The following is a 12,441-nucleotide window of genomic DNA, read 5'->3' as shown; positions in this document are numbered from 1 at the left end:
CGCTCATGACCAATACCAGCCTCGACCCATCGGAAATCGCCCGCTATGCGCGCCACATCATCCTGCCGGAACTTGGCGGTGCGGGGCAGCAGAAGCTGAAGGCCGCGCGCGTTCTGGTCATCGGTGCCGGGGGGCTCGGCGCCCCCGTGCTGCAGTACCTGGCGGCCGCCGGCATCGGCACACTCGGTATCGTCGATGATGATGTGGTGTCGCTGTCGAACCTGCAGCGGCAGGTGATCCACCGCACTGCCGATATCGGCCAGGCGAAGGTCGAAAGCGCCACGGCAGCGATCGGCGCGCTCAATCCGCATGTGACGGTCGAAACGCATGGGTTTCGCCTTGCCGCCGACAACGCCGAGACGCTGTTTGCCCAATACGACCTGGTGATCGACGGCTCGGACAATTTCGACACGCGCTATCTTGCAGCCGATACGGCGGCTGCCATCGGCGTACCGCTCGTCACCGGTGCGGTCGGCCGTTTCGACGGGTCGCTCACCGTGCTGATGCCCTATCGGCTGGACAAGGATGGCGCCCCCAACCCTTCCTACCGCGATCTCTTTCCCGAGAAGCCGCCTGCGGGCGTCGTGCCCTCCTGCGCGGAGGCCGGCATTATCGGCGCGCTCACCGGCGTCATTGGAACAATGCAGGCTATGGAAGCCATCAAGGTGATCGCGGGGTTCGGCGAACCTCTCGTCGGCCGGCTGCTGATGTATGATGCGCTCTCGGCGCAGTTCAGCACCATCCGTTACCGCCGGCGCACGCAAGGGCGGGCGGGCTGATGCAGATCATCGGGATCGACGCGACCTTCGATCGCTACGGGGAATTGCTGGACCTGATCCTGAAAGCTTTTGCCTTCATGGACGGGCGGATCGACCCGCCGTCGTCAGCCCATGCGCTGACGGTCGCAGGTCTGAAGCAGAAAGCTTCAGCAGAAATCGGATTGATCGCCCTCGATGGAGCCGAGCTGGCCGGCTGCATCTTCTGCAAGCCGGAGCCCGATTGCCTTTATGTCGGCAAGCTTGCGGTCGCCGCAGCATACCGGGGCCAGGGCGTCGGCCGGCTGTTGCTGGCAAAGGCCGAAGAGGCAGCACGCAGCCGCAACCTTTCCGCCCTGAGGCTGCAGACGCGCATCGAGCTCATCGAAAACCACCGGACCTTCGCCGCCTGGGGCTTCATCGAAACCGGCAGGACGGCGCATCCGGGCTTTGCCCGCCCGACCACCATCGAGATGCGCAAGGCGCTTTGATCGGCCGCGGATCAGTCGCGGCCGGGCAGAACCCGGTCCGGCGGCCGGTGACCGTCGAAGAAGGTACGGATGTTGATCACCACCTTGTCGCCCATGTCTATACGGCCCTCGAGCGTCGCCGAACTCATATGCGGCAGCAACACGACCTTGCCCTCGCCGGCAAGCTTGATCAGTTTGGGATTGACCACGGGTTCGTTCTCGAAAACATCGAGGCCGGCACCGGCGATCTTGCCTTCGCGCAGGCACTTGATCAGCGCCGTCTCGTCGATGATGCCGCCGCGGGCGGTGTTGACGATGTAGCTTTCCGGGCGCATCAGCGCTAGGCGGCGGGCCGAAAGCAGATGATAGGTCGCCGGCGTCGAAGGGCAATTGACCGAGACGATGTCGACGCGGGCAAGCATCTGGTCGAGGCTGTCCCAGTAGGTCGCCTCGAGCATCTCTTCGGTCTCGGCCTTGACCCTGTGACGGTTGTGATAGTGGATCGACAGTCCGAAGGCCTTGGCACGGCGCGCAACCGCGGTGCCGATGCGGCCCATGCCGACGATGCCGATGCGCTTGCCGGCTATGCGTCTGCCAAGCATCCAGGTCGGCGACCAGCCGGCCCATTCGCCCTTGCGGTCGGTGAGGATCTGCGCACCTTCCGCGAGCCGTCGCGGCACGGCGAGGATCAGCGCCATCGCCATGTCGGCGGTGTCCTCGGTCAAGACATTGGGCGTGTTGGTGACGGTGATGCCCTTGCGGGCGGCCGCATCCACGTCGATGTTGTCGACACCATTGGAGAAGCTCGCGATCAGCTTCAGTTGCGGTCCGGCCTGCTCGATCAGCGCAGCGTCGATGCGGTCGGTGACCGTCGGCACGAGCACGTCGGCGCGCTTGACCGCCGCCACAAGCTCCGGCTGGCTGCGGGGCGTATCATCGATGTTGAGCTCGGCGTCGAACAGCTCGCGCATGCGGGTTTCGACGATGTCCGGCAGTTTCCGGGTGATGTAGACCTTGGGCTTCTTCTTGCTTGTCATTGCTGCGATGGGCCTCGTTGACGGGTCCTTAACCAAGTTGGGCGATACTTACTCCCTGTAGCCGCAATTTCTACCAGACCCGGTCGGGAAGACAAACAAAACTCGCTGCGTCGTCCCCGCGATTTACGCCCCGGCCAAGCGCCCTGAGTGAACTGCGCCTTCAAGTTGCCACGGAAAATGAGCTTCGTCATGCGTCACGTCATTTCCAAACTCTCGTTCGCGTTGATCGCCGCCCTCACCGGCGCGCTCATCACTGCTTCGGGCGCCCACGCCCAGGCCGCCAAGGGAGCCAGCGGATTACCGCTGCCGCGATTCGTCAGCCTGAAAGCCAAGAGCGTCAACCTGCGCATCGGCCCGAGCGTCGACTACGCGGTGGCGTTCCGTTACCTCAGACCCGGCGTTCCGGTGGAAATCATTCAGGAATACGATAACTGGCGCCGCATCCGCGATGCCGACGGCACCGAAGGCTGGGTGAACCAGGCGCTTCTGTCGGGTGACCGTACCGCCGTCACCGCGCCATGGATGCGCGGCAAGGGCGAAGGCGTGTTCGTTAACCTTCGGCGCGAGCCACAGAGCACCTCGGCGATCGTCGCCCGGATGGAGCCCGGCGTGGTCATCCGCGTGGGCGAATGCAACGGTGACTGGTGCCACATCGAAACCCAGGGTGTCGACGGCTGGATCGTCCAGAGCGAGATCTGGGGCGCCTATCCGGGCGAAGCCTTCAAGTAAAGGCTGCGCCCTCTTTGCACTTTGAAAGAAAGCCAGGCTCGCCTCAGGCGAGCTCGGCCTGCTTGGCAGCGGCGGCAAGCGAGACCATCGGCCGCGGGCCAATGTGGCCGATGACGATGCCGGCTGCGAGATTGCCGAGCTTGCTGCAATCCTCGAGCGACCGACCGGTGGTGTATCCGTGGAGAAAACCGGCGGCGTAAAGATCGCCAGCGCCCGTCGTATCGACCACCTGGGCGAGCGGCGTCGCACCGACGCGGACCCGTTCCGCGCCACGCACGACGACGGAGCCTTCTTCACTCAAGGTGACGGCGGCAAGCTTGCAGTCCTTCGACAGCTTTTCCAGCGCCAGGTCGAAGTCCTCGGTCTCGTAGAGTGCGAGCGCTTCCTGCTTGTTGGCAAAAACGATGTCGACGGTGCCGGAACGCATCAGCTCGAGAAACTCGTCGCGGTAGCGGTGGACGCAGAAACTGTCCGACAGCGTCATTGCCGTTTCGCGACCGTTTTCATGGGCGATCTTGGCGGCCTCACGGATCGCATCCTTGGCGCGCGGCGGATCCCAGAGGTAGCCTTCGAAGTAGGTGACCTTGGCCTGCGCGACGACGTCGGCTTCCACGTCCTCCGGACCAAGCTCGACGCAGGCGCCGAGATAGGTGTTCATCGAGCGCTCGCCGTCCTCGGTCACGAAGATCATCGAGCGCGCCGTCGGAGGCACGGTTTCGAGCGGCTTGGTCTGGAAATAGACGCCCTGGGCGCGAATGTCGTGCGCGAAGATCTCGCCGAGTTGGTCGTTGGTTGTCTTGCCGAAATAGGCGGCACGTCCACCAAGGCTGGCGACGCCGGCTGCGGTATTGCCAGCACTGCCGCCCGAAGCTTCGACGGCAGGGCCCATGCGCGAGTACAACAGCTCGGCCCGGTCGGCATCGATGAGGTTCATCGCGCCCTTGATGATGCCGTTTTCGCTCAGAAAGCCGTCATCGCAGCGCGCAATGATATCCACGATCGCATTGCCGATCGTCAGCACGTCGTATTTTGTCATGAACTCCGTCCAGTTTCCCTAATGGCCGGTGTTCGTTAATAGCGGTTTTCCAGCCATTTGGAAGACAAAACACGCGCTCGCCGCGATCATTCCGCTGGAAGCGCGCTTGCGTCATAGGCGGCCGCAAACTCCGCACTCGGCGGGATCGGCTTGATGACGTCGATCAGAACGCCGTTGGGATCAGCCGTGATGAAATGGCGCTGGCCGAAATCCTCGTCGCAAATCGCCTTCAGGATCGGCAGGCCTGCTGTCTGGCAGTCGGCATAGACCGCATCGGGATCCTCGACCTCGAAGTTGAGGAGCAGGCCGCGGACGGGCGCCCGACCTTCTTCCGGGATCGTTTCATGGCGATAATCGAGAACGGCCAAATTGACCGTTTCGGATTCGCTCGACTGCAGGTGCACGTACCAATCGCTGGTGAACAGGGCCTGGAAGCGAAAGTTTTCGATGTAGAATGCCGCGGTTGCCGCAACGTCTGATGTCATGATGACCGGATAGTAGCTCGTCGATTTCATGGCTTTTCCTCACGCCTGCATTATCATACAATCTGCATGTATTTTTCTAACTAACATGCAGGCTGAATGTATGCAAATTGAATCTTCTCGCCGCTCCAATCGCCAACGCTCCGATACGACCCGTGCCGCGATCATCGATGCTGCGCACGGCCTCTTTGTCGCGAGGGGATATGCGGAGACGTCGACGCCGGACATTGTCGCTGCAGCCGGCCTGACGCGCGGCGCCCTGTATCACCACTTCGAAGACAAGAAATCGCTCTTTCGTGCCGTCGCCGAGCGCGAAGCACGCGCAGTCGCTGCAAGGATCGAAGCAGCGACAATCGACGGCCTGACGCCCCGCGAGGCGCTCATGACAGGCGCAAGAATCTATTTCGAGGCGATGGCGGAGCCCGGCAGGCTACGCATTCTGCTTCTCGACGGCCCGGCCGTACTGGGCATGCGGACGATGGCCGCGATCGACGCGGCCAATGCCCAGAGAACGCTCGAAGAGGGTCTGGCGGCAGCGATGGCGCCGGACGTCTTCGAGCCGGCCGCATTGTCGGCAACGGCGACGCTGCTCTCAGCTGCGTTCGATCGAGCCGCGCTGGAAATTGCCGATGGGGCTTCGACGCAACGCTACGTCGAAGCGATCGGTCACTTGATCGATCGATTGATCTCCGCCTGAGCCGGACCCCACCCGATCGCGCGCGTCGCAGGCTTTCGGGCAGTCCACATCAGCCCGCAACCGGCAGAACCTGTTGCGGCAGCTCAACCAGCGGCGCCGGGATGTCACAGGTCTTTTCCGGCGACTTGCAGATATCGGCAATGACGCAGCGCTCACATTCCGGTTTGCGCGCCTTGCAGCAATAGCGGCCATGCAGGATCAGCCAGTGATGCGCGTGGTAGAGATATTCGTCGGGAATGATGCGCGAGAGCTTTGCTTCAACCTCGTCCGGGGTCTTGCCCGGCGCCAGACAGAGCCGGTTTGCAATGCGCAGGATGTGGGTGTCGACGGCGATCGTCGCCTGGCCGAAGGCCATCGAGAGAACAACATTGGCGGTCTTTCGCCCGACGCCCGGCAACGTCACCAGCTCCTCGCGCGTGCGCGGCACCTCGCCACCGAAATCAGTGATCAGCTTTTCACTGAGCGCGATGACGTTCCTCGCCTTGTTGCGGAAAAGCCCGATGGTCTTGATGTGGTCACGGACCTTCTCCTCGCCGAGCGCCAGCATCTTTTCCGGCGTGTCGGCAATGGCAAAGAGCGCCCGCGTCGCCCGGTTGACGCCGGCGTCCGTCGCCTGCGCCGACAGGGCGACGGCCACCACCAGAGTGAAGGGATTGACGTGCTCGAGTTCCCCCTTCGGCTCCGGACGCTGGATCGAGAAGCGCCGGAAGATCTCGGAGATTTCCTCACGGCTGTAGAGGCCCGTCGTCCGTGGCGTGCGGCGGCTCGAGGCCGGCTTCTTTTTCGCGGGCTTGCCCGGCAATTTCGGCTTCACGTTTTTCATGATGCATCTATAGTCAATGGTCATGACTGATGGCAACGACGAGAAGTTTGCCGGCGAAGAGCCGGTGTTCAGCGCCGAATTGACCCCCTACCGCTCGCTCGGCTTCAAGGGGTTCAAAGTGTTTTTCCTGATCGCCGGGCTGCTCAGCCTGGTGCATGCAGTCGTGTTCATGGTGATCGGCGCCTGGCCTATCGTGTTCTTCTTCGGGCTGGATTTTGCGCTGCTGTTCGGTGCCTTCTGGCTGAACTACCGCTCTGCCCGCGCCCGCGAAGAGGTACGCGTTTCGCGTACCGACGTTTCGGTACGCAAATTCACGCCATCGGGCCGGATGACCGAGCATCGCTTCAACCCGTTCTGGGCGCGCTTCAACATCGCGCGACACCAGGAGATCGGCATCGTCTCGATGAGCGTCAGCGACGGCGGGAACCGAACCGATGTCGGCTCCTTCCTCAACCGCGACGACCGTGAAACCTTCGCCACCGCGTTTTCCGGCGCGCTTGCCACCGTGCGCCGCCGCTGACGAAACCCGATCAAGTTTCGGGTGGTAACGACACTGCCGGCATGGTTACCTGTGTCACGACAGGAGATGACCGATGAACATAGCGACAACCCTCCCCGCCGACATCACGCCCAAGGGCACCGATTACGACACGGTGAGAAGCGTGATCGAAATGCTCACCGAAGAGTATCGCGAGCAGCCTTCGCTCGACGCGATCGCTCACAGGCTGAAGCAATCGCCGACGCAATTGCAGAAGGTCTTTACCCGCTGGGCCGGGCTTTCCCCGAAGGCCTTTCTGCAGGCGGTCACGCTCGACCATGCCAAGCGGCTGTTGCGCCAGGAAGACATGCCGCTTCTGGAAACCAGCATCGAGGTCGGGCTATCCGGTCCGAGCCGGTTGCATGACCTCTTCGTCACCCATGAGGCGATGTCGCCGGGTGAGTGGAAGGCGCGTGGCGCCGGTCTTACCATCCGTTACGGCTACCACCCTTCCCCCTTTGGCACGGCGCTGGTGATGATCACCGACCGCGGCCTGGCCGGCCTTGCCTTTGCCGATGGCGGCGGCGAGCAGGAGAGTTTCGAAGACATGGCGCATCGCTGGCCGAACGCCGCTTACGTCGAAGACAGCGCGGCGACGGCGCAATATGCGGCCCGCATTTTCGATCCGGAACGCTGGTGCGCCGACCAGCCTCTGCGGATCTTCCTGATCGGCACCGATTTCCAGATCCGCGTCTGGCAGGCGCTGTTGAAGATCCCGCTCGGACGCGCGACCACCTATTCGACCATCGCCGGCGATATAGGTCAGCCGACCGCCTCGCGCGCCGTCGGCGCCGCAGTCGGCGCCAACCCGATCTCCTTCGTCGTTCCCTGCCACCGGGCGGTCGGCAAAAGCGGCGCCCTCACCGGCTATCACTGGGGGTTGACTCGCAAGCGCGCGATCCTAGGCTGGGAAGCGGGCAAGGCCTGAAAACGAAAAAGGGGCGACAGGCGCCCCCTTCATTGTTGTTTCGGACGCGTTCGCCTCAGTGTGCAGCCGACATGTCGCCGAGCACTTCCTTGGAAGCGACGGTCGAATTGGCGTTGAGCTTGTAGACCATCGGCACCCCGGTCGCGAGGTTGAGCTTCAGGATCTCTTCCTTCGTCAAACGGTCGAGAACCATGACCAGCGAGCGCAGCGAGTTGCCATGTGCTGCGACGAGCACCTTCTCACCGGCCAGCACGCGCGGCAGGATTTCCGTCAGGTAATAGGGCCATACGCGGGCGCCGGTGTCGCGCAGGCTTTCGCCGCCCGGCGGCGGGATATCGTAGGAGCGGCGCCAGATATGCACCTGCTCTTCGCCCCATTTTTCGCGAGCGTCATCCTTGTTGAGACCGGACAGATCGCCATAGTCGCGCTCGTTCAGCGCCTGATCGCGGATGGTTTCGAGCGACGGCTGGCCGACCGCATCGAGCACAAACTGGCAGGTGCGCTGGGCGCGGATCAGCGACGAGGTAAAGGCGATGTCGAACTTGATGCCGTAGTCGGCGAGCGCCTGGCCACCGGCCTTGGCCTCTTCGACGCCCAACTCGGTCAGGTCAGGATCACGCCAGCCGGTGAACAGGTTCTTCAGGTTCCAGTCGCTCTGGCCATGCCGGACGAGGACGAGGGTGCCGCTCATATGATTTCCCCTTGAGATGATAGAGATGGTGTCAGTCGAGCCCGAGAACATCGAGCATGGAGTAGAAGCCGGGTTTCTGGTCCCGCGCCCAGAGCGCTGCGGTCACCGCACCGCGTGCGAAAATCGAGCGGTCGGTGGCGCTGTGGGATAAGGTCACTTGCTCGCCTTCGCCGGCGAGAATGACCGAGTGTTCACCGATCACCGAGCCGCCGCGCAGCGTCGCAAAACCGATCGCGCCCTGCGGGCGGGCGCCGGTGTGGCCGTCGCGCACGCGCACGGAATTTTCCGACAGCGCAATGCTGCGCCCCTTCGCCGCCGCTTCGCCGAGGAGCAGCGCTGTGCCGGACGGGGCATCCACCTTATGCTTGTGATGCATCTCGAGGATCTCGATGTCCCAGCCAGCAGGCCCGAGCGCGCGCGCCGCTTTCTCGGTCAGCACACCGAGAAGATTGACGCCGAGGCTCATATTGCCTGACTTGACGATGCGGGCATGACGCGCGGCGGCACGGATTTTCGCGTCGTCGTCCGCTCCACAGCCGGTGGTGCCGATGACGTGCACGATGCGTGCCTGCGCGGCGAGGCCGGCGAATTCGACGGTGCCGGCAGGCGAGGTGAAGTCGAGCACGCCTTCGGCTTCGACGAAGGCTTCGAGCGGCTTGTCGGTGACCGCGATGCCGATCGGACCGAGACCGGCGATCTCGCCGGCGTCACGGCCGATGAAAGGCGAACCCGGACGCTCCACCGCCGCATGCAGGCGGACGCCATCCATGCCATGAACCATACGGATCAGCGTCTGGCCCATGCGACCGGCCGCGCCGACGACCACAAGCTTCATCTCCGTTGTGCTCATCGGCGATTTTCCTTCCTGCTCATGTTTAGATTTCGGCGTCGACCGACGCCTGTGGGACCTTGCCCTGGAGATTGTGCAGGCGCGCGTAGAGGCCGTTCTGTCGGCGCGACAGGTCCTCGTGCGTGCCTTCCTCGACGACGAGGCCATCTTTCATGACGATGATCTTGTCGGCATTGACAACAGTCGAAAGCCGGTGGGCGATGACGATCACCGTGCGTCCGCGCATTGCCTCGTCGAGCGCCTTCTGCACGGCTGCCTCAGACTCGGTATCCAGCGCCGACGTCGCCTCGTCGAGCAAAAGGACCGGCGCATTGCGCACGAGTGCGCGGGCGATCGAGAGCCGCTGCCTCTGGCCACCAGACATCGTGACCCCGTTCTCACCAACTGGGGTGTCATAACCCTGCGGTTGGGTGAGAATAAAATCATGCGCATAGGCGAGACGCGCGGCTTCCTCAATTTCCACATCCGTTGCGTCCGGGCGGCCGTAACGGATGTTGTCGCGGATCGAGCCTTCGAAAAGGTAAGGCTGTTGCGAGACGTAGGCGATGCCGTTGCGCAGCGACTGCTTGGTTACGTCGGCAATATCCTGCCCGTCGATCAGGATCTGGCCGGAGGCCGGATCGTAGAACCGTGGAACGAGGCTGATGACCGTCGACTTTCCGGCCCCAGATGGGCCAACGAGAGCTGTGGTCTTGCCGCCTTCGGCGACGAAGCTGACGCCCTTAAGGATTTCGTCGCCGTTGGCGTAGCGGAAACGCACATCGCGCAGCTCGACGGTTGCGCCATCAAAGGTGAGTTCCTTTGCGCCCGGCTTGTCGCGCTGATGCGGAACGGTATCGAGAATCTCGTAGACCATGCGGGCGTTGACCGCAGCGCGCTCCATCGACACCTGAAGACGGGCCAGCCGCCGCGCCGGGTCGTAAGCCATCAACAGGGCAACGACGAAGGCGAAGAAGGCACCTGGCGGAACATCGTTGTAGATTGCGCGGAATGCGGAATAGGCAAGCACGCTGGAGATGGCCAAGCCGGCAAAGGTCTCGGTCATCGGCGCCGTGCGTTCGCTCAGGCGGGCAATGCGGTTGGCACGATTTTCGGCGCGATCGACGATCGCGTCGACCTTGCTGCGCAGTTCGCCTTCCATCGTGAAGGCCTTGACGATTGAAATCCCCTGGATCGTCTCCTGCATCGCACCAAGGACACGGCTGTTCACATCGATGGCTTCGCGGGTCGCAGAGCGCAGCCGCTTGGAGACATACCGCAGGCCCAGAAGCAAAGGCGGCGCCGTCACAAAGACGATGATCGACAGCAGCCAGTCCTTGAAGAACATCACGCCGATCAGACCGATCAGGGTCAACAGATCGCGGGCGATCGAGGTGACCGTCAGATTGAGCACGTCGCGGATGCCGCTGACGTTCTGGCTGATCTGGGCCGCAAGCTGCGCCGATCGTTGCTCGCTGAAATAGCCGACGCTGAGCGCCATCAGATGCGCATAAAGCCGCTTCTGATAGCGGGCGACGATATTGTTGCCGATCTTCGACAAGGCGACGGCCTGGCCGTAGGTGGCAAACCCGCGCAAGACGAAAGCGCCGAAGATCGAGCCGCAGACCAGCAGCACGATGCCCGCGTTCTTGTTCGCGAAAGCCTCATTGATCACCGTCTCCATGATCGAGGCGGTAAAGCCGGTCGTCGCAGCGACGACGGCCAGGCAGGCAATGGCAAAGAGATAGCCGCGGATGTGATCGCGACCGTTTTCTGCAATGACCCGCTTCAGGATTCCGCTGATGGTGTCGGAATCGACAGCGTGCTGTTTTTTATCGATAGCGCTCAAAAAGCCTGTCTTCCCTGAGCCTGTGCGGTGCGTCGGACGCCGACGCTACCTTTCCCGGGCTCTATAGTGGTTTGGTGCGGCTTTGGCGAGTCTTTGCGCGGCTCGGCCGCTTCAGCTTCTCCAGCGCCGTCCCTCTGTTGCAACACCGAAGTCTCTGGGCGTGCGCGCGAAAGCGGCCAAACCGGAAAGTGCCGCCATCGGATGGATGACCGCGAAGGTCGGAATTGTCTTCATCAAGGCGGAGTGCGGCGCCTTGTCTTCGAAGGCGGCGCGGAATTCCGGTTTTTGCAGCGCTGGCAAGATCTTCTGCGAAATGCCTCCGGCCAGGAACACACCGCCGCGGGCCATGAAGATCAGCGCCATGTCGCCGGCCACGCGGCCGAGATAGGTCGAAAACAACGATATGGTCTCGACGGCAGCAGCGTCGTTGCCGGAGAGCGCGCTTGTCGTAACCTCGGCCGGATCCTTCATCACCGGCTCGTCGCCATTGGCGGCGCAAACGGCGCGATAGAGGTTCATGATGCCGCGGCCGCAGAGGATCTGCTCGCCGGCCATGCGCCCTTCGATCGGCTCGAGGAAAGGCCAGATCTGGAAGTCGCGCTCCGTGCGCGGACCGATATCGACGTGACCGCCTTCGCCTGGAACCGGAAACCAGGTGTGCTGTGCAAACACCAGGCCGCCCACCCCGAGCCCGGTCCCTGGGCCTAGAACGACGCGGGAGGTCAGAGGACGAACGCTACCCCCGCCGATCTGCACCAGATCTTCAGCCGCCGGAGCAGCAACGGCCAGTGCCTGCGCCTCGAAATCGTTGATGATCAGAACATCCTCAAGGCCAAGACTGGTCAGCATGTCCTTCGGGCGAATGACCCAGCCCGCATTGGTCAGCGGGATTTCATCGCCCTTGATCGGTCCGGCGACGGCGAGGATTGCCGAACGCGGCTGAACGGACGTCTTGTCGAGGATGCTCTTCTGCAGCGCTTCCTCGATCGTCTCGAAATCGCCTGTCTTGATCGGCGGCAGTTGCTTCGGCTCAGCGAAAGCATCGAGCAGCAAGGCAAAGCGCGCATTCGTGCCGCCGATATCGCCGATCAGGATCGGAAAGGAAAAGCTGTTGTCACTCGCACCGGGCATCGCACTGTCCATCCTGATCGTCGCCGTGAGGTTTCGAAAATTCTCTATCAGTTGTGGTTGAAGTCGATCAACTGCTCGGCCGTGGCGCGATTGAGCGCCATCGGAATATCGTAGACGATCGCAAGTCGCATCAGCGCCTTGACGTCGACATCATGCGGCATCGCCGTCAGCGGATCGACGAAGAAGATCAGCAGCTGGACATCGCCGGTTGCGATCATGGCGCCGATCTGCTGGTCGCCGCCGAGCGGGCCACTTTTCAGCCGCGTGACATCGAGACCAGGGCAGACGTCGAGAACGCGACCACCGGTCGTCCCGGTGGCGACGATCTTCCACTGCGCAAAGACCGCTTCGTTGGCCTTGGCGAAGATGGCAAGATCGTCCTTCTTCTGATCGTGAGCGATCAGGGCAACGCATTTCCGATCCGCCATGCCGTATCCTCGCCACCG

At 62.8% G+C, this 12,441-nt stretch carries 15 protein-coding genes; 6 read left to right on the top strand and 9 right to left on the bottom strand.

The features are described from left to right. Positions 1 to 5: 5 nt before the first annotated feature. Complete coding sequence (locus HT585_RS00260; protein WP_176351103.1) at positions 6 to 779, top strand: molybdopterin-synthase adenylyltransferase MoeB; 774 nt, start codon at positions 6 to 8, stop codon at positions 777 to 779. Then, the gene (locus tag HT585_RS00255) at positions 779 to 1,246 is read left to right on the top strand and encodes a GNAT family N-acetyltransferase (protein WP_176351102.1); all 468 of its coding nucleotides are present in this window, start codon (positions 779 to 781) and stop codon (positions 1,244 to 1,246) included. Before HT585_RS00260 ends, HT585_RS00255 begins: the two co-directional genes overlap by 1 nt. An 11-nt stretch (positions 1,247 to 1,257) precedes the next feature. Here HT585_RS00255 and HT585_RS00250 read toward each other — a convergent pair whose 3' ends face one another. After that, a complete protein-coding gene (locus HT585_RS00250; protein ID WP_025425420.1) occupies positions 1,258 to 2,262 on the bottom strand; it encodes a 2-hydroxyacid dehydrogenase in 1,005 nt (334 codons plus the stop codon). A gap of 189 nt (positions 2,263 to 2,451) precedes the next feature. Between HT585_RS00250 and HT585_RS00245 the strand changes: the two genes are divergently transcribed. Further along, a complete protein-coding gene (locus HT585_RS00245) occupies positions 2,452 to 2,991 on the top strand; it encodes an SH3 domain-containing protein (protein WP_425513707.1) in 540 nt (179 codons plus the stop codon). Between the two features lie 43 nt (positions 2,992 to 3,034). Here HT585_RS00245 and HT585_RS00240 read toward each other — a convergent pair whose 3' ends face one another. After that, entirely contained in the window at positions 3,035 to 4,027 is a 993-nt protein-coding gene (locus HT585_RS00240; RefSeq protein ID WP_176351100.1) for an adenosine kinase, read from the bottom strand. A gap of 86 nt (positions 4,028 to 4,113) precedes the next feature. Next, positions 4,114 to 4,542 carry a VOC family protein gene (locus HT585_RS00235; protein ID WP_176351099.1) on the bottom strand — a complete coding sequence of 143 codons (429 nt, stop codon included), beginning with the start codon at positions 4,540 to 4,542 and terminating at the stop codon, positions 4,114 to 4,116. A gap of 70 nt (positions 4,543 to 4,612) precedes the next feature. Here HT585_RS00235 and HT585_RS00230 point away from each other — a divergent pair, with 70 nt between their 5' ends. Further along, positions 4,613 to 5,206 (top strand): TetR/AcrR family transcriptional regulator, encoded by a 594-nt coding sequence (locus HT585_RS00230; RefSeq protein WP_176351098.1) that lies wholly within the window; start codon positions 4,613 to 4,615, stop codon positions 5,204 to 5,206. A gap of 49 nt (positions 5,207 to 5,255) precedes the next feature. On the opposite strand, the gene nth is transcribed toward HT585_RS00230, so the two are convergent. Next, positions 5,256 to 6,029: an endonuclease III gene (nth, locus tag HT585_RS00225; RefSeq protein WP_176351097.1), complete on the bottom strand. Its 774-nt coding sequence runs from the start codon at positions 6,027 to 6,029 to the stop codon at positions 5,256 to 5,258. A gap of 22 nt (positions 6,030 to 6,051) precedes the next feature. Between nth and HT585_RS00220 the strand changes: the two genes are divergently transcribed. Further along, on the top strand, positions 6,052 to 6,549 hold the full coding sequence (locus tag HT585_RS00220; protein ID WP_176351096.1) for a DUF2244 domain-containing protein: 498 nt from the start codon (positions 6,052 to 6,054) through the stop codon (positions 6,547 to 6,549). A 73-nt stretch (positions 6,550 to 6,622) separates the two neighbouring features. Continuing rightward, positions 6,623 to 7,495, top strand: a complete 873-nt coding sequence (locus tag HT585_RS00215) for a methylated-DNA--[protein]-cysteine S-methyltransferase (RefSeq protein WP_176351095.1) — start codon at positions 6,623 to 6,625, stop codon at positions 7,493 to 7,495. Between the two features lie 55 nt (positions 7,496 to 7,550). On the opposite strand, the gene HT585_RS00210 is transcribed toward HT585_RS00215, so the two are convergent. The 5 genes from HT585_RS00210 to HT585_RS00190 all read right to left on the bottom strand — a co-directional run bounded on the left by HT585_RS00210 (position 7,551) and on the right by HT585_RS00190 (position 12,423). After that, entirely contained in the window at positions 7,551 to 8,186 is a 636-nt protein-coding gene (locus HT585_RS00210; RefSeq protein ID WP_176351094.1) for a 2,3-bisphosphoglycerate-dependent phosphoglycerate mutase, read from the bottom strand. Between the two features lie 31 nt (positions 8,187 to 8,217). Then, positions 8,218 to 9,036 carry a 4-hydroxy-tetrahydrodipicolinate reductase gene (gene dapB, locus HT585_RS00205; RefSeq protein ID WP_176351093.1) on the bottom strand — a complete coding sequence of 273 codons (819 nt, stop codon included), beginning with the start codon at positions 9,034 to 9,036 and terminating at the stop codon, positions 8,218 to 8,220. 25 nt (positions 9,037 to 9,061) lie between these two features. Next, positions 9,062 to 10,864, bottom strand: coding sequence for an ABC transporter ATP-binding protein (locus HT585_RS00200; protein ID WP_176351092.1), 1,803 nt, complete (start codon positions 10,862 to 10,864; stop codon positions 9,062 to 9,064). Between the two features lie 111 nt (positions 10,865 to 10,975). Continuing rightward, positions 10,976 to 11,995 carry a glucokinase gene (locus HT585_RS00195; protein WP_176351091.1) on the bottom strand — a complete coding sequence of 340 codons (1,020 nt, stop codon included), beginning with the start codon at positions 11,993 to 11,995 and terminating at the stop codon, positions 10,976 to 10,978. Between the two features lie 47 nt (positions 11,996 to 12,042). Next, positions 12,043 to 12,423, bottom strand: a complete 381-nt coding sequence (locus HT585_RS00190) for a methylglyoxal synthase (RefSeq protein WP_176351090.1) — start codon at positions 12,421 to 12,423, stop codon at positions 12,043 to 12,045. Between the last annotated feature and the right edge of the window lie 18 nt (positions 12,424 to 12,441).

The organism is Ensifer oleiphilus (assembly GCF_013371465.1).
In the GTDB taxonomy this organism is placed as follows: Bacteria; Pseudomonadota; Alphaproteobacteria; order Rhizobiales; family Rhizobiaceae; genus Ensifer; species Ensifer oleiphilus.
The sequence above is the reverse complement of the archived record's forward strand: the minus strand, read 5'-3'. Positions and strand labels throughout refer to the sequence as shown.